The following is a 24,179-nucleotide window of genomic DNA, read 5'->3' as shown; positions in this document are numbered from 1 at the left end:
AAACGACGGCGGTCACGTCACCGAGACAACGGGTCGGCCGCGGCCCTGCGTGGGAAGAACTATCCCGAACGGCGACACCGGATAGGATATGACGCACTTCTCCGACCGGGTGGAGCGCATCTCCATCAGCGGCATTCGCAAGGTGTTCGAGGCGGCTGGCGAAGACGCTATCAACCTCGGGCTGGGTCAGCCCGACTTCCCGGCCCCGGACCACGCTCGACGGGCGGCCATCGAGGCCATCGAGGCCGGCGAGGCCGACGGCTACACCGGCAACAAGGGACTTCCGAGCCTGCGCGAGGCCATCGCCGAGAAGCACCGCCGCGACCAGGGCGTCGACCTCGACCCCGACGACGTCATCGCCACGGCCGGAGGGAGCGAGGCGCTCCACATCGCCATCGAGGCGCACGTGAACGAGGGCGACGAGGTCATCATCCCCGACCCCGGCTTCGTCTCCTACGACGCCCTCACGAAACTCGCCGGGGGCGACCCGGTTCCGGTCCCCCTCCGCGACGACCTGACGCTCGACCCCGAGGCGGTCGAAGACGCCATCACCGACGACACCGCGGCGTTCGTCGTCAACAGCCCCGGCAACCCGACGGGCGCGGTCTCGCCGCCCGACGACATCGCCGAGTTCGCCCGCATCGCCGACGAACACGACGTGCTCTGCATCTCCGACGAGGTGTACGAGTACACCGTCTTCGAGGGCGAACACCGCTCGCCCATCGAGTTCGCCGAGACCGACAACGTCGTCGTCGTCAACTCGGCCTCGAAGCTGTTTTCGATGACCGGCTGGCGGCTCGGCTGGGTGTACGGCTCCACCCGCCGGGTCGAGCGCATGCTCCGCGTCCACCAGTACGTGCAGGCGTGCGCCTCCGCACCGGCCCAGTTCGCCGCCGAAGCCGCGCTCAGCGGCCCGCAGGACCGCATCGAGGAGATGACCGAGACGTTCCGCGAGCGCCGCGACCTCGTCGTCGAGGGGCTGGAGGACATCGGTCTCACCGTCCCGTCGCCGGGCGGCGCGTTCTACGTCATGCCCGAGGTCCCCGAGGGCTTCGTCGACGAGTGCATCGACCGCGGCGTCATTATCGTCCCCGGCGAGGCGTTCGGCGAACACGGTCACGGCTACGCCCGCCTGTCGTACGCGACCGACACCGAGTCGCTCCGCGAGGCCATCGAAATCATGGGCGAGGCGTACGACGCGGTCGTCTGAGGCGCTCACGCGTCCACATTCGGTCGATTCGCTGGTCGAACCACGACAACGAGAGGCATCCGATACGTCTTATTCTCGGCGTTCGAAGTGAAAACCGTTAAATTCGGGAGTCAGTGACGAAACGTTTGTCATGCCCGCAGAGACGCAGGGAGTCATCAGCCTGCTACCGGCGCTCTTCGCAATCGTGCTGACGCTGGTCAGCCGGCAGGTGCTCCTCTCGCTTTTCACCGGCATCTGGATCGGTGCGACCATCCTGGTGGGATGGAACCCCATCGGCGGGGCGGCGTACTCCCTCCAGTTGGTCATCAACAACGTGACCGAGTCGTTCAACAGCAAACTCCTCCTGTTTACGTTCCTCTCGGGCGCGATGCTCGGGATGATATTCCTCTCGGGCGGGATGAACGCGCTCGCACAGCGCATCATCGCCCGCATCAAGACCCGGAAACAGGCCGCGTTGGGGACGAGCGTCCTCGGGATGCTCATCTTCGTCGACTCCTACGCGAGCACGATGATTACGGGCTCGGTGATGCGCCCCATCACCGACAAGTTCGACATCAGCCGCGAGAAGCTCGCGTACCTGCTCGATTCGACCACCTCGCCCGTGGTGAGCGTCGCCGTCGTCTCGACGTGGGTCGGCTTCGAGGTCGGCCTCATCCGCGAGCAGTTCGCCTCGCTCGGCATCGACCAGAGCGCCTTCGTGGTGTTCCTCCAGAGCATCCCGTTCCGCTTCTACAGCCTGCTCGCGGTCGCGCTCGTGTTCATCCTCGTCGTGATGGACTGGGACTTCGGCCCGATGAAGCGCGCCGAGCGGCGCGCGAAAGAAGAGGGGAAAGTCCTCGGCGACGACGCCGACCCCCTCATCGAGACCCGCGAGGAGGACATCGTCACGCCCGACCACGTCGACTCGCGCTGGTGGTACTTCGCCGCGCCCATCGTCACGCTCGTCGCCGTCACCGGCTTCGGCCTGCTGTACTCCGGCGGCTGGCCCGAATTGGCACCCGTCGAGGCGCTGAAGGGAGCGGCCACCGCCGACGCCATCCTCTGGGGAGTCTTCTCGGCGTGCGCGCTACTGCTCGCCATCCTCGTCGGCCACGCCCGCGTCCAACTCGAAGCCGTCAGCGACGCCATCTTCGAGGGCTTCAAGATGGTCATGTTCCCCGTGGCCGTCCTCTCGCTGGCGTGGACCATCGGCGGCGTCAGTCAGGCGCTCGGCGTCGGTCCGTTCGTCGTCAGCGTCGCCGAGGGCGTCATCACGCCCGAACTCCTGCCCGCGGTCGTCTTCCTCGCCGCGGCCATCATCTCGTTCTCCATCGGCACGTCGTGGGGGACGATGAGTATCATGTTCCCCGTCGCGGTGCCGCTTGCCTACCAGCTCGGCGCGCCGCTCCCCGGTGCCATCGGCGCTATCCTCACCGGCTCGCTGTTCGGTGACCACTGTTCGCCCATCAGCGACACGACGGTCCTCTCGTCGATGTTCGCCGGCGCGGACCACGTCGACCACGTGAACACGCAGATTCCGTACGCACTGCTGAGCGGAACGGTCGCCACGGGGCTGTTCCTCGCGGACGGCTACGGCGTGAGCACGCTCACGGTCTCCGGCTACGGCGTCGGCCCCCTCGCGCTCCTCGGCGTCGGCGTCCTCACGCTCTTCGTCGCCGCCTACTACCTCTCCCAGCACGCCGACGTGAGCGTTCCGAACGCGTTCGGGTCGTCGTCCGACTAACCCGGTCGCCCGCTCTTTTTCACCGCCCGACGAACCCCGCGACCAGCACCGTCGCGTACGCCAAGAGCAACAGCCCGCCGAAGAGCCCCGCGGCTCCGAGGCCCATGTTCGGGTAGACGACCGAGAACAGCGCCGTCGAGACCGCGTCGACGAGCATCCCGGGGACGACGAGCAACACCGCCGCCTCCCGCTTCGCGCCGCCGGAGAGCCCGCGCCACCGGAAGACCCCGACCGCGAGCGCCCACATCGCGGGGACCGTCAGCGCGAACACCGCGGCCGTGACCAGCGGACGGGAGGGGACCAACACGAGTTGGCCGACGACGCGGAAGACGAGGCCCGCGACGAGGGCAATCGCCAGCCCGACGCCGAGGAGCACCCGCGTCTCCGACAGCGGGAGCCGGCGGGCGTCGGCCTCGACGACCTGTGAACCGATTGTCATGCGCTCCGTACGCGGGCAGAAGGTATCAGCGTTCGTGCCGGCCGCAGGATATTATGTCACTCGGGCACAACGCTTGGTCGAATGTCAGTTCTCTCGACTGCCGACGAAGGGAAGTTCCTCATGGACGAGGAGGCCGAACAGATCGGAATCGTGACCGAGGTCGACGCGGACGCCCAAATCGCGTACGTCGAACCCGACCCGGACCTCGCCGAGGCGGTCCTGCAGGGCCTCGGTTTCGGCGACGCCGACGGCGACGACATCGAGGTCCCGGCCGAGTCGGTCGAGACGGTCACCGACTCGGAGCTTCGCGTCGCCAAGGACCTCTGAGCCGCCGCGACGAACCGCTGTTTTCCGCCGCGAATCTCGATTCGCGAGCCGCGCGTCGACCGAACTGACGGCGGCTCCGTCTCCCGCGTTCGGCCGCCTCTCAGATATCAGGGTTGGGACAGGCATAACCGTCCTGCACTCCTCACACTAGAGAGTTACTTATGGATATCTCCGAGATACTCTCAACGAAGTTCACCGAGTTCGACATCGGAACCCCTCTCTCGAAAGTCGCCGGGGCGTTCGAGAACCAGGAACTCGATGCCGTCGTCGTAACGGACGGCGACGAATATCGCGGTATCGTGAGCCGCCGACAGCTGGCGTCCTCGTCCAATCAGCCGTCCGCGAAGGTCGGCTCACAGGTCCAGCACGTCCCGACTGTCGACCGCACCGAGGACGTCCGCGAGGTCGCGCGACTCATGGTCGGGAGCGACGCCAAAACGCTCCCCGTACTCCGCGACGACCATGTCGTCGGTGTGGTGACTGGCGATGCCGTGCTCGAAGCCGTTCGACCGTTTCTCGACGCGGTGACTGTCGACGACGCCTACACGGCGGAATTGGTCAGTGCGACCCCTGAGACCACGATCGGGAAAGCGCTCAACCTGCTCCGAGAAGCCGGAATCGACCATCTCCCGATCGTCGACGGGGACGACCTCGAGGGCATGCTGAGCCTGTACGACGTCATCGAGTTCACGACGCGGGGCGGTCAGAAGAGCCAAGGCGGGTCGGGTGGCTCCAGTGGCCGCGGCGGTGGCCGACAGAACCGTGGCGGGTTCGGGGCGCGCGAGGGCGATTCCGACCGAATGCTCGATCTACCGGTACGGAACCTGATGTCCGACGCGGTCTTCACCGTCGAGCGGAGCGCTCCGCTCGACGAGGTCGTCGAGACGATGTTCGAGCGGGAGATATCCTCGCTCATCGTCACGGCCGACGGGACCGGTGAGCCGGTCGGCATCATCACGAAGACGGACGTCATCGAGGCGCTCACCTGGGAGCGAAACGACCGGAACGCCGTGCAGGTGTTCGGCCTTGAACTGCTGGAGGGGATGGACTACGACGACGTCTCCGCACTCATCGAGGACATGGCCTCGAAGTACGGCGAGATGAGCGTGATCAAGGCCAGTATCGAACTGCAGGAGCACAAGGAACAATCGCGGGGCGTGCCGCTGGTGCTGGCGCGGATTCGGCTGGTCACCGACCGCGGTTACTTCACGGCCGACGGGGAGGGGTACGGTGCTTCCCACGCCCTCCGTCTGGCTGCGAACGCTGTCGAACGCCAGCTTCTCAAGGGGAAGACCTACGGCCAGTCGAAGAAGCGCCCCGTCACTGACGAGCAGGCACAGCTCTATGGCTGGTGGCTCGGTAGGTAATCGAATCGGTAGCTACAAGCGGGCAACCGTTGCTGGCCGGCACACTCCCCTAGTCAAAGCGAGTTCGGGGCGTCATCTGAACGTGGATGCGACCGGGGCTTACCCCCGAGTCTGACGGATGAACTCGTCGAGTGCTTCTTCGATGAGCGTCGCAACCCGCTCACTGTACCGCCAGAGCGCCGCGTTGAGTCGCTCTTCGGTCTCGTCATCGAGGTCGTCGGCCCCACGAAGGACGGAGTCTTTGGTTATCTGGGGGTGATACACACAAACGACGCCGAGCGAGGTATCCGAACTCGAAGTTCCAGCCGTGTGGATTCCGTATTGGTCAGTTCCCCAGACACCATCCCCGCCCTCTCGCTCCAGTTCGGAGTCGAGCGCGTCGACCAGTTGGACCTCTCCGGGGGAGAGGATGGCGTCGTCACCTTCGAACAGTTCAGTGTACGCCTCCATTCGCGCATCTCTCGTCCACTGGTCCAGCTGGGACCGCGCACGGAGTACGAGCTGGCGCTCGTCTGGGAATTCTGCCATAGTTCTAGAAGGACGGCCAGGTCAATCAACGTTCGTGCGGTGAATCAGAGCGCCGCGAACGGTGATGAGCCTGCGTTAGGGACACATCCCAACCGTTGATTCAGATTTCGAGTTCCGACAGCATCGTCTTCTGGCACCAGCCGGCTCCGGGACGTGGACGTCTGCAGTGATAATCGGACAATCCGAATCGCGGCTCTTGGACCGCGCTGGGCTCGTTTCCGTTTCCGTTTCGAATTACTACTCACCGTCCGTCTCTTCACCTGACTCGGCCTCGTGAATCACGAGCCGTTCGATTCGAGCGTCATCGACGGCCTCGACCCGAAGGACGTATCCGTTCTGTTGGATTTGGTCTCCCACTTCGGGAACTCTGCCGAGACGGCTGAAGACCAGCCCACCGATCGTCTCGACATCGTCGCTCTCCAATCGCGTGTCGAGCCTATCGTTTACGTCCTGAATGGAAATTCCTCCGTCGACGACGTACGCTCCGTCGTCTCGCTTCTCGATGGACCGCTCCTGCGCATCGGTATCGAATTCGTCCTGGATATCGCCCACGATTTCTTCGAGGATGTCTTCGATGGTCACGATGCCCTCGAAGACACCCCACTCGTCGACGACGACGGCCATCTGGCCTTCGCCACGCGTCTGAAAGTCGGCGAGAATCGCGTCGATCCGACGCGTTTCCGGGACCGTGAGAACCGCTCGTGCGAGTTCACGTGCCGTGACCGTGCCGTCCGGGTCCGTCCCGGTTTCGCTCGCTCGCAGGATGTCCTTGGCGTGGACGAATCCAAGCGGTTGATTCCCGTCCTCGTCGAGCACGAGATAGCGCGTGTACGACCCGGTGGCGGCAATCGACCGGAGTTCCGAGAGCGGCATCGAGGCGGTCACGGTTTCCACGTCTGGCCGCGGGACCATGACCTCGCGGGCGACCGTATCTCCGAGTTCGAAGACGCTCTCGATCATTTCAACCTCGTCGAGGTCGATGTGTCCCGTCTCCTCCGAGCGGGTGAGGATCATCCGAATCTCAGATTCGGAGTGGGTCTCCTCGCTCTCGGAGGCCGGGGAGACACCTACGAGGCGGGTGAAGTAGTTGGCCGTGCCGTTGAAGACGATGATGCCGGGCACGAACACGTAGTAGAAGAACTTCATGAGCGGGGCGAGGAGGAGCGAGACACGCGTGGCCTCTTGGATGGCGAACGTCTTCGGTGCGAGTTCGCCGAACACCACGTGGAGGAACGTGATGAACCCGAAGCCCAGGACGAACGCGACGAGATGGACTGTGTCCGCAGGGAGCACCTGGCCGAGGACGGGGTCAATGAGCGCTGCGACAGCCGGTTCACCGATCCAGCCGAGACCGAGCGAGGAGAGCGTGATACCGAGTTGACTGACAGCCAGATAGTCGTCCAGGTTCTGGATGACGTCCTGCACGAGGGGCGCGCCCGGTCTCCCGCGTTCGACGAGCGCGTTCACCTGCGTGGGACGGACTTTGACGAACGCGAACTCCGCCGCGACGAAGACTCCGTTCATGACGACGAGGAAGAAGGCGAGGAGCAGTCCGCCGAGAGAAATCAGGTCTACCATAGTCGATTACGGACACCCGGACACTTGTAGGGACGGATACCGCTCGGTCTTCTGCGGTCAGCGTGTCCACGAATCGCGGGTGACCACGCTTCCGATTCCGTCTGTACTATCCCTCGATACTCACGCTCTCTCGCCCGTTCGTTGAGGACAGTGACAGACGGCCTTGTAAACTCCCGGTGGTTCGAGGCCGTTCGGGCAGACACGTCAGATCCATGTCTGTGCTCGTCCTGGCGGCGACGCACGCGACACGCCGAGTCACAGACGTAACTGGACCGATTCCAAGGGGAGCGTCCGCGCCCTCAGTCCGCGAAGTCGTCGTCGTATTGTTCGTAGATGATGGTCAGCCGCCCCGGTGTGGGCCGCTTCGCTGCGTCTCGAAGCGTACGGAACTCTTCCAAGAGTTCGTCGGCGTCGTCCGTCTCTTCTCGGACGCTCCGCGATTCTTCTCGAATAGTATCGTACACCTGCGCCAGCATGCGCCGAGCGGCGTACGAATCGGTCTTCGAGTCTATCTCGAAAGACGCCTCGTAGGACATACTCGTAGTTGGCGCTCCACTGGGATAACTCACCTTCATTTCTTATCGTGGAGAACCGTTCGTTTGATGCGGATTGATTTTCGTCCCTTCGAACGCTCCGGTTCGACAGCCTAAGAGTATCCTCGGAATCGCCCCCTCAAGCGCGGGAGAACGACTAGTACTGACGGCTCCCATGAATGACTCGCAACGTGCTGTCTTTCGAGATATCGCACAGTCCGTCCACCGAGTGGCCTGCGACGATTCAACTCCACTATCGACCGGAGCCCGCTCTCCGGCTGGAATCAGATATCCGCATTGTCTCGGGGAGGTGGTTCGAACACGATGCTCATGGCTCGTTGAGCAGTTCGTCTGCGGTCTTCCGATGGCCGATTTCAAATTCGCCCCCCACGACTGTTACAGAGGTTCTACACGCTACGAACTGATCGCCCCCAACCAATCAATTCTGTATAGCGACTTTTGATTTACCTGTGGCGTGTCGGACGGGGTTCTGACCCACAAGATGCGACAAGAACCCCGAGAAAAACAGTGCGTTGACAGTTACTTCGCCGTCGAGACGATTTTGATGACGTCGCCCTCTTCGAGTTCGTGGTCTTCGGCGATGCGGCGTTTCTCCCTCGCGTCGACCGCGTGGAGGTAGCCGTCGCCGATGTCGGAGTGGACCGCGTACGCGAGGTCCCGCGGTGTCGACCCCCGTGGGAGGAGGAAGGCGTCGGGGAGGACGTTGCCCGTGCCGTCGGTCCACTTCGACTCGTTTTGGACGGGGTAGACCGTGATACGGTCGAGCACGTCGTAGACCGCGGTGTCGATGGCCTCCTGCGTGCCGGTGCCGCCGTGTTCGCCCATCAGGTCGCGGATGCGTTCGAGACCCGTTTCCTGTGCGCCGCTCACGTCGCCGACGAGTTCGAAGTCGTCGTCGCCGGGGTGGTAGTCGATGATGCCCGCCTCGCGGGCCCGCCGGAGCGCGAGTTCGCCGTCCGCGGTCGCGGCGATGACGGGCTTTCCGGTCTCGGCGAGTCGTTCGAGGTTCTCCGGGGGCGCGATGTCGACCTTGTTGGCGACGAGGACGATTGGCTTGGTCCGCTGGCGAATCGCGCGGGCGAGTTCGACGCGGTCAGCGTCCTCCCAGTCTCGGGGGTTCGGCGAGTAGTCGAGTTCTCGCAGGACCGCGGCAATGTCGTGTTCGCTCGCGCCGACGCCCGTCAGGAGGTCCGAGAGGGCGTCGTCCATGTCGAAGTCGGGCGACCGCGACTTGCGGACCACGGACTCCCAGTTCTTGTGGACGATGCCCGCGAGCCACTGTTCGAGTTCCTCCTCGATGAAGTCGACCTCCTCGACGGGGTCGAAGCTCCCCACCTCGACGGGTTCGCCCTCGGCGTTCGTCCCGCCGGAGGCGTCGACGACGTTGACGATGGCGTCGGCGTTCGTCAGTTCGTCGAGGAACTGGTTGCCGAGGCCGCGACCCTCGTGCGCGCCGGGGACGAGGCCCGCAACGTCCACGAGTTCGACCGGAACGTAGCGGATGCCGTCCTCGCAGTTGCCACAGCGCTCGTCGCGGTCGAGACAGGGACAACGGGTCCGAGCGTGCGTGACGCCGCGGTTCGCGTCGATAGTCGTGAAGGGGTAGTTCGCCACGTCGACCTCGGCGAGCGTCGAGGCCGTGTAGAACGTCGATTTGCCGGCGTTCGGCTTGCCGGCTAACGCGAGAGAGAGCATGGCTCGACGATGGTCGCGGACGCGGAAAAACGCTCGCGTGCGAGGAAGCGCGAGCGAGGAAAAGAGGCGGCCGGGAAGTCAGTCCGTCAGTCGCCTGAACGCGGCGCGGCCGGCGAGCACCACCCCGCTCCCGAGAATCGCGAGGAGACCGCCGAAGACGACGAGGTACGGGACCGCGTAGGCGACGGCGACGACGAGCGCCCGGAGGGCGACGAACGCGCCGTTGACCGACTCGGAGAACGCCTGCAAGACCGGCGTGTCGTACCAGTTCGCCGGGCCGGGCGGTCGCTCGGACAGCGAGACGCGGACCGTCGAGAGGGCGACGCGGTCTTCGAGCGACTGCTTCTGGGCTTCGAGTCGCTCGATTTCGGTCTGGACCTCGGTCAGGCGCTCTTCGACCGCGAGCACGTCCTCGGTCGTGTTGGCCGACTCGTAGAGGTCGCGGAGGCGGTCGCGCTGGGCGCGGAGGTTGCTCAGCCGCGCTTCGATATCGACCAGTTGGTCGGTCACGTCCTGCGAGTCCGTCTCGACGCGCTCGACCTCACCGAGGTCCTTCATATCGGACATGAACGTCGAGAAGTCTTCGGAGGGGACGCGCACGACGAGTTGGCCCGAGCGGTAGGTGCCGCCGCTCCGGCGGTTGACGTACTCGTTGGAGTCGCTGACGTAACCGCCGTAGGATTCGGCGGTCGATTCGACCGCGTCGCGCGACTCGTTGAACTCGTCGACGGTCAGTTCTATCTGGCCGTTCCTGATGACCGCCCGCCGCTGGGCCTGCGGGAGGTCGTCGCCGCCCGCCTGTTCGGCCTCGGTGGAACCGCCCGCGTCGGCGGCGAGAGACACGCTCTCCGACCCGCCCGCACCGCCGTCCGCCGCGCCGCCGGTACACCCGGCGAGGACGACGAGGAGGGCGACCGAGAGAAGTTTCAGTCGATTGTCCATAGGCGACACTCTCGACGTGAAGGAATAATCGTTGGGTAGGCACAAACGGCGACTGTTGCTATCGCGGCGCACGGGTGTCGCGGTCGGTCGGTCGGCCGGACGCGACGCCGGCTACTCCGCCTCTCGGGGGAGGTTGTCGCGGTGGATGCGCATCTCGCCGCGGGCGCGCATCGTCCCGTCGACGTGCGCGCCGGCTTCGAGCACGAGGTCGTTACAGGACACGTCGCCGAGGACGCGCGCGCCCTCGTGGATGCGGACCTCGCCGTTTCGCGTGGTCACGTCGCCGTGGATGCGCGTCCCGCTCCCGACGACGATGTCGTCGCGGGCGCGGAGGCTCCCGAAGACGTTGTTGTCCTCCGCGAGGTCGATGGACTTCGCGCGGATGTTGCCGTGGATGCGGCAGTCGGAACCGACGTGAGCGGGCGTCGAGACGCGCCACGCGTCGTCGGAGACGGTGGCGTTCCGGGGAATCACGAGCGGGTCGTGCGGCGACTCGCCCGAGAGCGTCTCGGCGAGTTCGTCGGCCGCCTCGTCCTCGCCGAGTCGGAGGAGTTGCGAGAGGACGATGAAGTAGAACACGAGCGTCGGAATCGGGTTGCGGATGACGATCCAGCCGTTGGCCTCGAACCCCTCTTCGATGTCGACGTCGTCGCCGATGTCGAGGTCGCCCGAGACCATCAGGCGGCCGGCGATGTGGACGCGCTCGCCGAGGTAGGCGTCGTTGCCGACGAGGACGTTACCGGCCACGTCGTCGAGCATATCGAGTCGGCAGTCGGCCTCGGCCTCGATGTCGCCGCCGAAGGTGACGCGCTCGCCCGCGAGGACGTTCCGGCCGCGGACGCCGAACTCGACGGTGCTCTGCCCGCCGACGACCACGTCGCCGTCCGTGACGAGGTCGTGTTCCTCGACCGTCGTCCCGTCGGGAATTTCGAGCGCATCGAGCGGGTCCGTACCCAGTGACACGCTCCGAACCAACACCCGTGCCGTAATAAACCGTCCGCAAGACAACCGTCAGACACGACGGAGGCCACCGGTTTCCCGGCGACGACGCGTATTTAACTACGCGCGGGATACAACGAGAGGTATGACGATTCTCTCTTTCGACGACGACGGCGTAGACGTGGTCTACGAGGGAACGGAGTTCCGCCTCGAAAAAGCGCTCATCGAGGAGGCCATCGGGAAGTCCTACCCCGACGTGACCGACCACGAAGTGCTGAAAATCGTCGAGAAGGAACCCGCGCTCTCCGGCGAACCCCGGCGCGTCCGCGACATCCTGAACTCGTCGTAGCCGCCCGCTGAACGACCGACCGGAACGTCCGTTTCTCCCACGTATCGCTCTCGAACCACGCGCGCCCGCCGCGCGAACTCAGAACCGAAGCCGTTCTTCCAGACAGACTTTGACGATGGACTTCCCGATAGCCGCGCCGCCGGCGAAGGGGTCGAGTTTCGTCTCGCCCGCGCGCTCGCGGTAGGGGATGGGAACCTCGGCGATGCTGTAGCCGCGCATCGTGGGGCGGATGAGGAGTTCGGCGGACAGCCCCGTGTTCTCCGTCCACTCGATGTCGTGGAGGAGTTCGCGGCGGTACGCCCGCATCCCGGTGGTCGTGTCGTGGACGGTCGCGCCCATGAGGAAACTTGCGAGGCGAGCGAACGCGACGTTCCCCGCGCGGTTGAGCCGGGGCATCGTCTCCGCGCCCGTCGTGATTCGGTCGCCGGAGACAACGTCGTAGCCGTCGTTGATGAGGTCGAGGAACTTCGGGAGATACTCCATCGGATAGGTGTCGTCGCAGTCGGTCGTGACGACGACCGGGCGGTCGGGCGCGAGCACCGCGGCCTCGACCGCGACGCCGTACCCCTGCGGCTCCTGTTCGATGACGCGCGCGCCCATCTTCCGGGCGATTTCGGGCGTTCGGTCGTCGGAGCCGTCCACACAGACGACCTCGGCGCGCCCGTCGGTAATCCGGTCGATGTCGGCCAACACGGACCCGATAGCCTGCTCTTCGTTGTACGTCCCCATCACGACCGCGAGGTCGTCGAAGGTGAACTCGGTCATTGGACGGGGTTGTCGACGGCCGCTCTTGAGCGTTTAGGTTTGCCAAAACCGGGGCGGTTCGGGTCCGACGTTAGCTCAGTCCGCGGGAGTCGGGCTGGTCTTCCAGCTCTTTGGCGTGGTCGACGAGGTAGTCCATGAGGCGGGTCGCCGACGCCTCCACGTCGCCGAGTTCGTCGCTGGACTGCCCGCTGACGCGGACGGAGAGTTCGTAGAGGTCGAGTTCGACGTGCGGGACGGTCTCGTCGCCGTTGCCGTTGCCGTTGCCGTTGTCGCGCTCGTCGGTGCCGCCGTCCGCCGCTTCGACGGCCGCGTCGGCATCGACTGGCTCATCGCCGTCGGTCGTCTCGGTCGCCTCGGCCGCGTCGTCGGACGACGGGGTCGAATCGGCGGGGTCGTCCGCCTCGGGGTCGGCGTCGGGGTCGTCGGTCATGTGCGGCGGGTCGCTTCGGGGGATGAAAAAAGCGCGGGGTTCCGGCACGCTCGCTCGGGTTGGCTCGTCGCCCGACCGCGAGCGCGAACACGGCTCGGCGACCGATTCAGGCGAGTTCGGGATTCAGCCGAGGTCCGCGTCGAGACCCTCGCAGGCGCGGTCGTGGAGGCGGCCGGTGACGGTCTCCATGAGGCGTTCGAGGTTGACCGCGTCCTCGCGGTTGTACGAGACGAGCGTGTCGAGCGACGACTGGTCGCCGCGTTCGTACTCGCGCCAGAGGCGGACGGCGTCGCGCCCGGAGATGTCGGGGCGGTCGCGGTCGATGCCGACGTCCTTCTCGATTTGCTTCAGCCCGCCGGTGAGGTCGAGCGTCCGGCACGGATACATGAGGTCGACGTGCGGCACGTCGATGGAGACGTCGAACGAGGATTCGAGAAACGGCACGTCGAAGCGCGCGCCGTTGAACGTCGCGATGAGTTTCGCGTCGACGAACTGCTCGCGGAGGGCGTCGGCGGTCAGGTCCTCGCCGGTGACGAGCGTCGTCGTCTCGCCGTCCTGATAGAACGAGACGGTCGTCACCGAGTCGCGCTCGGGCGAGAGGCCGGTCGTCTCGATGTCGAAAAAGCACGTCTCGTCGCGGAAGTTCTCGTACAGTCGCCAGCGCTCGCCCGAGGGGAAACAGTCGTCGAAGAACCGCGAGTTACCGTCGTCGAGGTGGGCGGCGGCGTCGGCGATGAACGTCTCGATTCGGTCGCCCGTCTTCGCGCCGACGAGCGAGGCGTCGAACTCGTCCCAGTGGGTCGACCCGGCCCGCCAGAGGTTCCGCTCCGTCCGCTCGCCCACGCCGCGGACGGGGATGAAGCTGTTCTCGATTCGCATGTCCGACAGGGGGGCGTCGGCGACCCTAAATGCGTCGTCGTGGGTCGGCGGCCGCGCTCCCGGCACGCACCCGGACGCCCCCGCCGCGGGCGTTTTACCCGCAGGGCGCGAAGCCGGAGATATGTGCGGCCGCTACACGCTGTTTACCCCGCCCGAGGAACTCGAAACGCGGTTCGACGCGACGCCGACGCGCCCGCTTTCGGCGCGGTACAACTGCGCGCCCGGCCAGGAACTCCCGGTCGTGACCAACGAAGCGGACGACGAGTTCCGCTTCCTCAAGTGGGGGCTCGTCCCCTCGTGGGCCGACAGCGCCAGCGTCGGCAACGACCGAATCAACGCCCGCGCGGAGACCGTCCGGAAGAAGCGGAGTTTCGCCGACGCCTACGAGGCCCGCCGGTGTCTCGTTCCCTCGGACGGCTTCTACGAGTGGGTCGACCGCGGCGGGCGAAAACAGCCCTACCGCGTCGCCTTCGAGGATGACCGCCCGTTCGCCATGGCCGGCCTCTGGGAGCGATGGACGCCATCGACGAAACAGACCGGCCTCGGCGACTTCGGAAGCGGCGGCCCCTCGCGCGAACAGGAGCCGCTTGAGACGTTCACCGTCGTCACGACCGAGCCGAACGACCTCATCTCCGAGCTCCATCACCGGATGGCCGTCGTCCTCGACCCCGAGGAAGAAGAGACGTGGCTCCACGGCGACCCCGACGAGGCGGCGGCGCTCCTCGACACCTACCCCGACGACGAACTCGCGGCCTACCCCGTCTCGACGCGGGTGAACAGCCCCGCCAACGACAGCCCCGAACTGATAGAGCGAGTCGAGGCGTAGCACGCCGGGTGAAATCGCCGGCGTTCGACCGCCTCGGCGACTTTGACGCGAATCGGCTGGGTTCGACAGGACCTCGAATTTCCGAACTCGGTCGAGCCCGAGAACCGGGATTGTGTATAGCGATATGCGGTATACAAGTCTCGAATCGGACAGTCGGGCAAGCCGACAGAGACCGAAACGCTCGGAGAATCAGCGATTGAGTCGAGCTAACGCGGAAAATCGGAGTTCAAAGAGTCGATAGTGTCGGCCGTCAACGCCGCAAGCGACAGCCACGTCGCGCTCGCGTCTCGGGTGGTTCGTATCGCAGTCGGAAGCACAGGTAGTTGGGGGGCACGGCCACGACTCGGTTGTGCAGACGGAGTGCGGCGTCGCATTCGAGATTCGGGGCGGTCCGCTCGACCGAGTCACCAGCCGAGAGATGGTTCGCTCGAACGGGTCGTCGCCGCAGGACGAGCGAGTCGTCGAATCCGGCCGTGAGCGAGAGCCGAAACCCCGGATTCACGCGATCCCATCAGGACGGCCACAGCGCGCTTGAGCGCCGCTTCACCTGAGATGAGACCATGCCCGTGTTACTGTGCTCACCGCGAAGACGAGGGCTGTGAAGGCGTCAAAAGAGACCGAATCGAGCCGGCAAGGACCTCGGTTGGGTTCGTCTTCGAGTGGGTTCGAAACGGCGTCACCCGAGCGGTTGCGTGTTCGAATCAGACAACACTCACCGGAGTTCTTCGAGATAACACCCACATAATGACAGACGAAATCAGTTCAAAAAGAAGTCCCGTCCGACGACATATATTCACAGGAAAATATCGGATATAATCGGTGAAAATACCGGTTTCGCTCTAGTTGAAATATAGTCGTTCGAGAGAACACGGATGGCGCGTCGCCCCGCGAGTATATTTCTGAGAAAATAGGCAGAAGATATATTCGGAATAATTCCATTTACAGTAGAGGTAATAAAACAGAGGCAGAACCACCGCATCCAGATTGTATAATAGTTCAGTAAAATCGAGGATGAAATAACGAAACCCGTGTAAGTGGTTCTTCCATGCGCTACTCCAAGGGTAGATGACGAGAGAAGTGCCATCCAAAAATTGGTTGTCGTCACAGAAAAGAGACGATACTGTGCAAAATCGACCTACTAGAAGCAACAGAATACTAGCCGATTCTCAGATTCGCTCGAAACGCCCGAAATCGGCGTTCTCCGGGAGAATTTATTATCCTGAATAGTGCATGTAAACTACCGAAAACACGATTGCAGTATTCAGGATAAGCGCATTTGGCCGCCGAAAATCTGCATGTACTGCTCAGGATAACTTCTCTTATTCTGAACTGTGCCGGTAGATTGAATATCGATCCCCGTGTCGACCCGTTCATGAGCGATGAGGTCGACCGCGCGACGGTGCAAACCTACCTCCCGGCCCACCAGAAGGCCATCTGGAAGGACCACGCGGACCGACTCGGGATGAGTCAGAGCGAATTTGTCAGAACGATGGTACAGGCCGGTCGGCGCGATTTCGATGTCCCTCCGAGAGGCGATGAAGCGACCACAACCCCCGGGGTCGAAGGGGTGGAAACGGGGCTCCAGAACGACGGTTCAAATCAGGACGGTGGGAGCGAAAATAACGGTGAGTTCGAGGCTCGAATCGTCGAGGCGCTCGCGACCGATTCGCACCGGTCGTGGGACGACCTCGTCGCGGCGCTGACCGACGACATCGAAGACCGCCTCGAATCGACGCTTCAGAAGTTGCAATCGAGGGGACGAGTCGTGTACAGCGGGCGACACGGCGGCTACACGCTGGCGGAGCGCGATGGCCGCTGAGCGACCCGCCGACGCGGAGGACCCGGTCGGCTACTTCCTACAGGATATGACCTATCACGGGAAGACCGACCGGACCCGCGCCGCCTACGAGCGCGTTCTCCGGGCGTTCGAGTCGTTCCTCGGCGACCCCTCGCAGAACCCCTCCGGGACCGCCCGTTCGGTCGACGACGCGACCCACCGCGACTGCATGGCGTGGATACACACCCTGCGAAACCGGGATGTCGCGCCGAGCACGGTGGCGACGTACGCCTCCTACCTCCATCGGTTTTACGCCTACATGGCGCAGGTCGGCGCGTTCGACTCCAACCCGATGAGCCTCGTGATGGAGGAGATGGACGAGCGCATCGACACCAACCCCGCCCGACGGGAGCTCTCGGTCCCGCAGATGCGGGGGTTCGTCCGCGAAATCGCCCATCCGCTGGACCACGCGCTGGTGGTCACCCTCCTCAAGACCGGGATGCGCGTCGGCGAACTGTGCAACCTCGACCTTCGAGACGTGTCGCTGGCGGCGGATACACCATTGGCCGGTGTATCGACCCGCGCCGCGCTCGACGGTCGCGGGCCGTCGATGTACGTCGCCGCCGACCCGAGCGTCGGGAGCATCACCAACGGCGAGGAGCGAACCGCCTCGAACAAGCGGAAGCGGTCGACGGTCGTCCCCGTCGACGACGAACTGGAAGACGTTCTGCTTCGCTGGCTGGCGGTTCGGCCCGATTCGCCGTCTCCGGCCGAACCGCTTTTCGTCGGTACCGCCTCGGGGTGGGGTCAGCGACTGGACCCCGACGCCGTCCACCACGTCGTCACCGCTCACGCCGCCGCCGCCGGCTGGTACCGGGCGGGCGGCGACCGCGAGGAAAACGTCACGCCGCACTACTTCAGACACTTCTTTACGACCCACCTCCGGGACCGCACCGGCGACCGCGGCATCGTCAAGTACCTCCGCGGCGACGTTGCCGGCGATATCATCGACACGTACACCCACAACTGGGGCGACAGAGTGCGCGAAACGTACGAATCGAACATTTACTCGCTCCGCTGAGGAGCGCGCTCGCTGTTCGAAACGCGACTTGTAAACTGTATCTCGCTATATCGAATTTATGAGTGAGCGACCTATCGCTTGACGCCCGTCGCCTCGATTTGGACGGCGGCGTCGTTCGGGAGTTCGGAGACGCCGACGACGGTCATCGCCGGCCGGCGGGCGGCGAAGTAGGCGTCGTAGGCCGACTCGATGGCGTCGATTCGGTCGAGGTCCGTCGTGTAGACCGTGGTTCGGAGCACGTCGTCCAAGTCGAGCCCCGAGCGTTCGACGGCCGCTTCGACGCGTTCGAGCGCGCTCATGGTCTGGCTCTCGACCGACTGGTGGTCGTCGGCCGTCGCTTCCGGTTCGGGGTACTGCGCGTCGAAGAAGACGAGTTGCAGGTTCCGCTTTCGGGCGCCGTAGCCGGCGGTCGCCTTGAAGTGGTCGCTCTCGTATCGGACCGCATCGCCGTTCATACTTGTTCCTCCGTGGAATTCGTTCGACTCTGGTTCACGGTCGTACTACCCCGCGAGCGGCCATCGCCGTGTCGCCAGCATGTACTAATCCACACAGACGTTCGTCGTGTCCAATAGAGCGAGGCTCAAACGGGCGCTTGACTCATACCGGCCTCTTTATCGGCGAAGCGAGAACGTCGGCCGAGACCGTGAGTTCGTTGCTCCCGCTGAAACCCGCCGCCGCATCGGTTCGAGACCGGGCCCTGACGCCGCTTCTCGTCGAACTCGACGACGACGACGCGGACGAGGTCCTGTCGGCGCTCTCGTCGGCCACCGCGAGGCGGCTCCTCGCCGCCGTCTACGACGACCCGCGCCCCGCCTCCGAACTGGCCGACACACTCGACACGACGCTCCAGACCGTCGGCTACCACGTCGAGCGACTGGTCGACGCCGAGTTGATAGAGCCCGTGGCGACGTGGGTCTCCGCGCAGGGCCGCGAGATGACCGTCTACGGCCCGACCCGCTCCGCCGTCGTTCTCTTCGCGGGCGCGGAGCGAACCGAATCGAAGCTCTCGTCGGGCCTTCGGACGCTCGTCACCGGCGTCGGTGTCACGCTGGTCGGAAGCGTCGCCGTGCAGGCGCTGTGGACCGCGCGACAGCCGCAGGTCAGGTACGCCGCGCCGGCTCCGGCCGCTCCCGTCCCCGAACCGGGCGTCGCGGAGTTCGTCTCCGCCTTCCTCGCCGGTCCCGGCGCGCTCGCGTTCCTCGTCGGCGTCGTCCTCGCCGTCCTCGTGAGCCTCGGCGCGGTCTGGACTCAAACGCGCGTTTGAGCCACACACAGGGGGAAGTGACCCCGACGCGTTGGGATAGCTGTGCAACGACGAACCCTCCTCGCCGCGGCCGGAACCGGCCTCGCGGCGGCGCTGACTGGCTGTACCGCGAGTGCCGGCGACGGCTCCGACGGCTCTGACGACGGAGACTCGACGACTGAATCGACCTCCGACCCGACGCCGACGCCCGAACCGGTCGAAGCCGTCTCGGTCGCGACCGGCGAACGCCTCACGACCGTCGTCGGCGACGGACCCGCCAGCGACGACGGGGTGCTGAAACCGCACCACGTCCGCCTCGAAAACCCGACCGACGAGCCGTGGACCGCCCGCATCGACGTCTCGCGCCCGCTCGGGGCGGGACACGTAGAGACCTACGAACTCGCCCGCGACGCGACGGTGACCGTCTCGCTTCGGGTCCCCGCCGACTACGACGTGACGGTCACCGACATCGACTCGGACGCCGCGGCGACCGACTCGGTCGGGCCCGACGACTTCGACTGTAACCGCTCGTGGACCGCGTTCTCACCCGGTGACGGCGGTGTCTCGGTCTCCGGCGGGTCGACGCAGATGGCCTGCGGACCCCGCGTGGTCGCGGCAGACGACGCGGTCACGGTCGCGCTCGGCGACGGGTCGCTCCCGACCGAGGCCACGAAGCCCCACGGCCTCGCCGTCTCGAATCCGACCGACGCGGCCGCAGTCGTCGAGTTCGCCTACGAGACGCCCGCGGGCGCGGTGGCGTTCGGCGGCACGTACCGCCTCGAACCCGGCGCGCGAGTCGGGGCGTCTTTGACCGAGGCCCGCGAGGTCACGCTTCGCGTCGCTCGGCGGAGCGAGTCGGGCGAGGAGGCGACCGAGACGGTCACCGTCGAACAGTCGCAGTTCGACTGCAACGCGTCGAGCACGACCGTCTCGCTCACCGACGACGGCGGCTTCGAGTCGCGGACGCTCTCGACGCTGATGTTCTGCGGCGACGCGGAACCGAAAAACGAGTCGTCGACGTAGGGCGTCGGCCAGCAGTTAGACCTTCAGTTCGGTCTCCAACTCGGGCGACGCGATGGCCCGTTTGACCGTCTCCGCGGCCGGCGTCGCCTCCGCGACGTTCTCCATCAGGACCGTCTCGCTCGGGAACAGGTGTTCGCCGAGGACGAGGCCGTGTTCGCGCGCGGTCGACCCAGTCATCGTGAGGTAGACTCCGAGACCGGTTTCCGCGATTGCGGCCTCCTCTTCGGGCGCGTCGTCCGGGTACGCGAACGTCACGTCGTCGAGACACCGCGTGCCGAGGACCGCCTCCACGAGGCGCTCGTAGCGCGGCGAGATACACAGGTCGCCCGCGTAGTTCGCGACGAAGTCGCGGTCGAGTTCGGAGCCCGGCGGGAGGAGTTCGGGGTCGGCCATGAGCGTGTGATAGACCGTGTCGCCGAGGCCGGAGACGACCCGAACGTCGGTGTCCATCGGGTCGATGCGGGCGTTCACGTCCTCGATGCTCCCGAGGCCCTCGGGGCGGAGCTTCACGACCTCTTCGAGCACGAGGTCGGCGCTGTCGAAGCCGAGGCCGAACTCGTGGGTCCGCAGGGCGCGGAACGGTTCCTCGCGCCCGACGAGGTGGATGTCCACCCCGTCGATTTCGAGGACGACGCTGTCGAAGACGATGCGCCGCGGCATGCCGTCTCGGTCGTCGCGCAGGAGCGTGTACTCCGGCGCGGCCGGGTCCGAGAGGTCGCTGTAGTCCGCGAGTCGCTCGTACACGTCATGTTCCGGCTGGGTATGGCCCTTCGTGACCGACTTCTCGTATCGGAGTGTCGAGGTGATTTCGTCCGCCACCTCGGCGATGCTCTCGGTCGTGGCGAACCGTTCGAGCACCGCTTCGAGGGGGCGACCCTTTCGCGGAACAGCGACGCGCACCGTCTCTGTCATCATCGGAACGTCGGGACGGCCCGCTAAACAGGTTGCGCTTCGGGAAAACGTCTCTCGGAAGCGTGCCGCGGTCGGGCTACTCCGCGTCGCCGTCGCCGCCATCGCCGCCGGCGGCCGGGCCGCCGCCCATACCGGTTCCGAAGGCTCCCGCGAGGCGCTCGCGGAAGGTTTCGAGTTCGGCGACGGTGTCGTTCAGCTCCCGGATGTCGTCGCGCAGGGCGTCGATTTCCTCGTCGGCCGCGGCGTCTTCGACGCTCGCTTGAACGTCTGCGAGGCGCTCGTCGAGGGCTTCGCGCGTCTCCACGATGTCCCCGTCGAGGTCGGCGATGTCCTCGCGGATGTCGCCGACTTCGGCGTGGAGCGTCGAGGCCTGCTCGGTCGCTTCCGCGGCGCTGTTTTCGGCCCCTTCGAGCCGGTCGACCGTCTCGTCGAGCCGACCGGAGATGTCGTCGAGGCGCTCGCGGACCGTCACGAGTTCCTCCTCGCGCTTGGCGAGCGTCTCCTCGACGCTGTCGAGGCGCGCGGAGCCGGCGTCGATGTTCCGCGAGGCGGTTTCGAGCCGCTCGTCGTGGTCCTCGAACCGACCGTCGTGGTCGTCGAGGCGGCCCTCGACGGCCTCGAACTGCTCGTTGTGGGATTCGAGCCAGCCGTGGTGGTCGTCGAGCGTACCGTCCGCGGTTTCGAGGTCGGACGCGAGGCCTTCGAGCCGGCCGTCGTGGTCGTCGAGGCGACCTTCGGCGTCCGCGACTCGGGTGGCGACGCGGTCGGAGCGCTCGTCGACTGCGGCGATGGTCTCCTCGGCCGCGTCGAGCCGAGAGGTCGCGTCGTCGACCGACTCGACCGCGCCGTCGACCATCGAGTCGAGGGCGTCGAGGTCCTCGCGGAACGCGGTCATCTCGGCGCGGAACTCAGAGACGAGTTCGCTCCCGGTCCCCTCCTCGTCGATGAACTCCGCGAGCGCGTCGGAGTACGCCGCGAGGTCCTCCATCTGCGACTGAAGGCGGCGGATGCGCACGTCGGTGCTCCGGCGCGTCTCGGCGTCGACCGCCTCGCGCAGGACTTCGATGTCCTCCTCGTCGGCCGCGCCGGACCGAATCTCGGCGGCGAGCGCGCCGACGAGGCCGCCCGCGTCGGTCGCGGGCGCGCTTCCGGCCGGAGTCGCGTCGTCGTCCACACCCGATTCGCCGGCCGACGACTCGGCGTCGGCTTCGACATCGGCGTCTTCGGCGACTTCAGTCTCGACCTCGGTATCGACATCTGGCTGTTCGAGGTGCGCGGTCACGGCTGGCGCGGTGTCGGTGGCGACCGCGCGCGGGCCGGTCGGCTCGGCGGGGTCGTCGTCGGCTTCCCCGTCGTCGCCGAGCACGTCGGCGTCGGGCGAGGGCGCAGGGACCGACTCGTCGTCGTCGGCCGTCTGGGCCCCGGACGCGTCAGCGTCGGGCGTCGCGTCGGATTCTCCGTCCTCGTCGTCTCCGCCACCGAAGGCGGCCGCGAGGTCGCCGTCGCTCGGCTCGTCGCCGCGGGCTCCCGCGTCGGCGGTCGCGGCCGCGTCCGTCTCGGCGGCAACGGTTGCTTCGGCCTCAGAATCGGCGTCCGCGGGCGCGTCGAGGACGACTTCCCCTTCGTCCTCTCGGTCCGCGTCGGCGTCGGACGACTCGTCGCGGGGCGGGTCGCGGTTGCCCGCGAGCACGTCCCGGACGATTTGACTGCGGTCTTCGCCGAGGATGTCGTCGATGTCGTCGGGGTCGATGCCGCCGTCCACCGGGATGCGTTCGAGCGTCGGCTCTTCGAGGAAATCCGTCTCGTCGTGGCCGTCGGTGATGCGGATGCCGTAGACCGTCACGAGCCCCTCGCCGGGGTCGAGCGTCCGCTCGTACTCGACGCGGTGGTCCTTGTAGGCCGTCCAGTTGTCGCTCTCGAAGTCGGGGTGGAACCCGACGCTCTCCATCGGGAACGACTCCGGGATGCGGTCGATGACCCGGATTCGGGTCGCCTCGTCTCGCGTCGAACTGATGACGAACTTGATGGCGGGAACGGGAAACTCGTCGGCGGCGAAGGTCTTTTCGACCGTGACCTCGCCGTCGGAAACCGATGTAACCCCTTCGGACTCGCGGCTCATGGCCGCCACTTTCCCGACATCCATTATAAAACAACCGGGGCCGCGAAGTCGCCTCGCCGCCGTCTCTCGATTCGACGGTTTCGGTGCGGTGACTGTCAGCCGTCGACGACCGTCGCGGGGACGGCCGCCCCCGAAATCGGCTCGGGAGCGACCTCAGAGGTCGACGCGGTCGCCGATTTCGACGAGTTCGAGCGAGCGCGGGGCCTCGAAGCTCTTGGCGTGGTGGTGCAGTACCTTCGGATCGGAGGTCAGCCCCTTCCACATGTCCCAGTGGGTCGGGACGAGGCGGTCGAGGTCGAGGTCGCTCGCGGCCTCGATAATCTGGTTCTCGTCGTTGTACCACTTCGTGCGGACCGGTTCGCCCGTCTCCTTGTCGGGGATGTTGCCGACGGTGCCGAACGCGAGGATGCCGAGGTCGAGGTCGTAGCGGTCGCCGATGTCGGCGAACTCCTCGGCGGGCTTGGTGTCGCCGCCGTGGATGAACGTGCCCGACTCGTGTTCGAAGACGTAGGCGACCGGATGGCTCGCATCGGGGTCGTAGGCGGGTTCGACGTGGACCGTGAACTCGCCGACGTCGACGCTGTCGCCCTCCGTGACCTCCTCGAACTGGTCCTCGGAGAGGTCGTAGTCGTCGAACCACGCCTCGTCGTCGTAGGCGACCGAAAGCGAGTCGTCGGGGGCGACGAACGTCGCGCCCGTATTTTCGAGGATGGGCGCTTGACTCGGGCCGTGGACGTGGTCGGTGTGCTCGTGCGTGGCGAGAATCGCGTCGGCCTCGGTCACGTCCTCGGGGTCGAACGGGACGGGAATCATGCGGACCGTCCGCGGCGGGTCGCCGATGCCGACGTACGGGTCGACGAACACCGTCGTCCCCTCGCTACCCTTGATGACGAACCCGTTGCATCCAAGATACCAGATGGCCACCGTCTCGGGGTCGGCCGCCTCGACCGCGCGCGGGAGCCAGTCGCTCCAGTCGCTGACTGTCATAGAGACGTGTCCTCACGCGGGGGGACTAAGCGTTGCGCTCTCCCGTTGACTCGCCGCGGGCGTTCCGCACTCGCGCCCTCACGCCCTCCCGCTCTCCGTGCCGTACTCCCCGCCGCACGGACGGATTCGAACGTGAAATCTAAACAATTACGTGAAATTTGCGATAGAATCGACTAAGGTTCGAAATAGTTTGAGGACATATGTGGTGTATAAGGTGGTACTCAGACAAGATATTTAATGTGCAATCTCATGCTATTATTTACCATGTCAGGAACCCACAAGCAAACGGCGAACTTCTCTTCGATGGCTCGGACGATGCGCGCGTGCGGTGCGTGGGAGGCGGTCTCCCCGCTGGACGACGGCTCGCGGCGAACGGACGAGTTCTGACGCGACCGAAAACACTAGTCCGACTCCGGTCGGGCGACGCGGCCCCGCACTTATCTTCTTCGACGCGGTCCGATACCACATGAGCACGGACGTTAGCCG

25 protein-coding genes are annotated in these 24,179 nt (G+C 65.7%); 11 read left to right on the top strand and 14 right to left on the bottom strand.

Features of this window, described 5'->3' with window-relative positions:
- Positions 1 to 88 precede the first annotated feature (88 nt).
- Together IEV64_RS08975 and IEV64_RS08970 are read left to right on the top strand one after the other, a co-directional pair.
- A complete protein-coding gene (locus tag IEV64_RS08975; protein WP_007274379.1) occupies positions 89 to 1,210 on the top strand; it encodes a pyridoxal phosphate-dependent aminotransferase in 1,122 nt (373 codons plus the stop codon).
- A gap of 130 nt (positions 1,211 to 1,340) precedes the next feature.
- A complete protein-coding gene (locus IEV64_RS08970) occupies positions 1,341 to 2,933 on the top strand; it encodes a Na+/H+ antiporter NhaC family protein (protein WP_007274380.1) in 1,593 nt (530 codons plus the stop codon).
- Between the two features lie 19 nt (positions 2,934 to 2,952).
- Here the strand turns inward: IEV64_RS08970 and IEV64_RS08965 are convergent, their stop codons facing one another.
- Entirely contained in the window at positions 2,953 to 3,372 is a 420-nt protein-coding gene (locus tag IEV64_RS08965) for a DUF5367 family protein (protein ID WP_188423693.1), read from the bottom strand.
- Positions 3,373 to 3,453: 81 nt separating this feature from the next.
- Here IEV64_RS08965 and IEV64_RS08960 point away from each other — a divergent pair, with 81 nt between their 5' ends.
- Together IEV64_RS08960 and IEV64_RS08955 are read left to right on the top strand one after the other, a co-directional pair.
- Complete coding sequence (locus IEV64_RS08960) at positions 3,454 to 3,699, top strand: hypothetical protein (RefSeq protein WP_007274382.1); 246 nt, start codon at positions 3,454 to 3,456, stop codon at positions 3,697 to 3,699.
- Positions 3,700 to 3,860: 161 nt separating this feature from the next.
- A complete protein-coding gene (locus tag IEV64_RS08955; protein WP_188423692.1) occupies positions 3,861 to 5,066 on the top strand; it encodes a CBS domain-containing protein in 1,206 nt (401 codons plus the stop codon).
- A 99-nt stretch (positions 5,067 to 5,165) separates the two neighbouring features.
- Here IEV64_RS08955 and IEV64_RS08950 read toward each other — a convergent pair whose 3' ends face one another.
- The 6 genes from IEV64_RS08950 to IEV64_RS08925 form a co-directional block, all read right to left on the bottom strand.
- Positions 5,166 to 5,594 (bottom strand): DUF7539 family protein, encoded by a 429-nt coding sequence (locus tag IEV64_RS08950; protein ID WP_007274384.1) that lies wholly within the window; start codon positions 5,592 to 5,594, stop codon positions 5,166 to 5,168.
- Between the two features lie 237 nt (positions 5,595 to 5,831).
- Positions 5,832 to 7,172, bottom strand: coding sequence for a hemolysin family protein (locus IEV64_RS08945; protein ID WP_007274385.1), 1,341 nt, complete (start codon positions 7,170 to 7,172; stop codon positions 5,832 to 5,834).
- A gap of 299 nt (positions 7,173 to 7,471) precedes the next feature.
- Positions 7,472 to 7,708: a hypothetical protein gene (locus tag IEV64_RS08940; protein ID WP_007274386.1), complete on the bottom strand. Its 237-nt coding sequence runs from the start codon at positions 7,706 to 7,708 to the stop codon at positions 7,472 to 7,474.
- 537 nt (positions 7,709 to 8,245) lie between these two features.
- Positions 8,246 to 9,421: a redox-regulated ATPase YchF gene (locus tag IEV64_RS08935; protein WP_007274387.1), complete on the bottom strand. Its 1,176-nt coding sequence runs from the start codon at positions 9,419 to 9,421 to the stop codon at positions 8,246 to 8,248.
- Positions 9,422 to 9,499: 78 nt separating this feature from the next.
- A complete protein-coding gene (locus IEV64_RS08930; RefSeq protein ID WP_188423691.1) occupies positions 9,500 to 10,363 on the bottom strand; it encodes a DUF4349 domain-containing protein in 864 nt (287 codons plus the stop codon).
- A gap of 111 nt (positions 10,364 to 10,474) precedes the next feature.
- Positions 10,475 to 11,326 carry a polymer-forming cytoskeletal protein gene (locus tag IEV64_RS08925; protein WP_004970640.1) on the bottom strand — a complete coding sequence of 284 codons (852 nt, stop codon included), beginning with the start codon at positions 11,324 to 11,326 and terminating at the stop codon, positions 10,475 to 10,477.
- Between the two features lie 121 nt (positions 11,327 to 11,447).
- Between IEV64_RS08925 and IEV64_RS08920 the strand changes: the two genes are divergently transcribed.
- Positions 11,448 to 11,651: a DUF5800 family protein gene (locus IEV64_RS08920; protein WP_007274390.1), complete on the top strand. Its 204-nt coding sequence runs from the start codon at positions 11,448 to 11,450 to the stop codon at positions 11,649 to 11,651.
- Between the two features lie 78 nt (positions 11,652 to 11,729).
- Here IEV64_RS08920 and IEV64_RS08915 read toward each other — a convergent pair whose 3' ends face one another.
- The 3 genes from IEV64_RS08915 to IEV64_RS08905 all read right to left on the bottom strand — a co-directional run bounded on the left by IEV64_RS08915 (position 11,730) and on the right by IEV64_RS08905 (position 13,725).
- On the bottom strand, positions 11,730 to 12,416 hold the full coding sequence (locus IEV64_RS08915) for a dolichyl-phosphate hexose transferase (RefSeq protein ID WP_188423690.1): 687 nt from the start codon (positions 12,414 to 12,416) through the stop codon (positions 11,730 to 11,732).
- Between the two features lie 70 nt (positions 12,417 to 12,486).
- Positions 12,487 to 12,846, bottom strand: coding sequence for a DUF8002 family protein (locus tag IEV64_RS08910; protein ID WP_188423689.1), 360 nt, complete (start codon positions 12,844 to 12,846; stop codon positions 12,487 to 12,489).
- A gap of 123 nt (positions 12,847 to 12,969) precedes the next feature.
- Complete coding sequence (locus IEV64_RS08905) at positions 12,970 to 13,725, bottom strand: ribonuclease H-like domain-containing protein (protein WP_188423688.1); 756 nt, start codon at positions 13,723 to 13,725, stop codon at positions 12,970 to 12,972.
- A gap of 121 nt (positions 13,726 to 13,846) precedes the next feature.
- Here IEV64_RS08905 and IEV64_RS08900 point away from each other — a divergent pair, with 121 nt between their 5' ends.
- From IEV64_RS08900 to IEV64_RS08890, 3 genes are all read left to right on the top strand, one after another.
- On the top strand, positions 13,847 to 14,551 hold the full coding sequence (locus tag IEV64_RS08900) for an SOS response-associated peptidase (protein WP_188423687.1): 705 nt from the start codon (positions 13,847 to 13,849) through the stop codon (positions 14,549 to 14,551).
- A 1,372-nt stretch (positions 14,552 to 15,923) separates the two neighbouring features.
- Positions 15,924 to 16,370 (top strand): DUF5805 domain-containing protein, encoded by a 447-nt coding sequence (locus IEV64_RS08895; RefSeq protein ID WP_007274395.1) that lies wholly within the window; start codon positions 15,924 to 15,926, stop codon positions 16,368 to 16,370.
- On the top strand, positions 16,360 to 17,409 hold the full coding sequence (locus IEV64_RS08890) for a tyrosine-type recombinase/integrase (RefSeq protein ID WP_188423686.1): 1,050 nt from the start codon (positions 16,360 to 16,362) through the stop codon (positions 17,407 to 17,409). The genes IEV64_RS08895 and IEV64_RS08890 overlap by 11 nt, the downstream gene beginning before the upstream one ends.
- Positions 17,410 to 17,480: 71 nt before the next feature.
- Here IEV64_RS08890 and IEV64_RS08885 read toward each other — a convergent pair whose 3' ends face one another.
- Complete coding sequence (locus tag IEV64_RS08885; RefSeq protein ID WP_004970631.1) at positions 17,481 to 17,864, bottom strand: RidA family protein; 384 nt, start codon at positions 17,862 to 17,864, stop codon at positions 17,481 to 17,483.
- Positions 17,865 to 18,052: 188 nt separating this feature from the next.
- Here IEV64_RS08885 and IEV64_RS08880 point away from each other — a divergent pair, with 188 nt between their 5' ends.
- Both IEV64_RS08880 and IEV64_RS08875 read left to right on the top strand, forming a co-directional pair.
- Complete coding sequence (locus tag IEV64_RS08880; RefSeq protein WP_049920483.1) at positions 18,053 to 18,673, top strand: ArsR/SmtB family transcription factor; 621 nt, start codon at positions 18,053 to 18,055, stop codon at positions 18,671 to 18,673.
- Between the two features lie 42 nt (positions 18,674 to 18,715).
- Positions 18,716 to 19,675 carry a hypothetical protein gene (locus tag IEV64_RS08875; RefSeq protein ID WP_188423685.1) on the top strand — a complete coding sequence of 320 codons (960 nt, stop codon included), beginning with the start codon at positions 18,716 to 18,718 and terminating at the stop codon, positions 19,673 to 19,675.
- 15 nt (positions 19,676 to 19,690) lie between these two features.
- On the opposite strand, the gene IEV64_RS08870 is transcribed toward IEV64_RS08875, so the two are convergent.
- The 3 genes from IEV64_RS08870 to IEV64_RS08860 all read right to left on the bottom strand — a co-directional run bounded on the left by IEV64_RS08870 (position 19,691) and on the right by IEV64_RS08860 (position 23,693).
- Positions 19,691 to 20,587, bottom strand: coding sequence for a phosphoribosyltransferase HisG-related protein (locus IEV64_RS08870; RefSeq protein ID WP_007274399.1), 897 nt, complete (start codon positions 20,585 to 20,587; stop codon positions 19,691 to 19,693).
- Positions 20,588 to 20,663: 76 nt separating this feature from the next.
- Positions 20,664 to 22,706, bottom strand: a complete 2,043-nt coding sequence (locus IEV64_RS08865) for a hypothetical protein (RefSeq protein WP_188423684.1) — start codon at positions 22,704 to 22,706, stop codon at positions 20,664 to 20,666.
- A gap of 153 nt (positions 22,707 to 22,859) precedes the next feature.
- A complete protein-coding gene (locus IEV64_RS08860) occupies positions 22,860 to 23,693 on the bottom strand; it encodes an MBL fold metallo-hydrolase (protein ID WP_007274401.1) in 834 nt (277 codons plus the stop codon).
- A gap of 264 nt (positions 23,694 to 23,957) precedes the next feature.
- Here IEV64_RS08860 and IEV64_RS19950 point away from each other — a divergent pair, with 264 nt between their 5' ends.
- Complete coding sequence (locus IEV64_RS19950; RefSeq protein ID WP_268237526.1) at positions 23,958 to 24,080, top strand: hypothetical protein; 123 nt, start codon at positions 23,958 to 23,960, stop codon at positions 24,078 to 24,080.
- Positions 24,081 to 24,179 lie beyond the last annotated feature (99 nt).

The organism is Haloferax sulfurifontis (assembly GCF_014635105.1).
Taxonomy (GTDB): Archaea; Halobacteriota; Halobacteria; order Halobacteriales; family Haloferacaceae; genus Haloferax; species Haloferax denitrificans.
The sequence above is the reverse complement of the archived record's forward strand: the minus strand, read 5'-3'. Positions and strand labels throughout refer to the sequence as shown.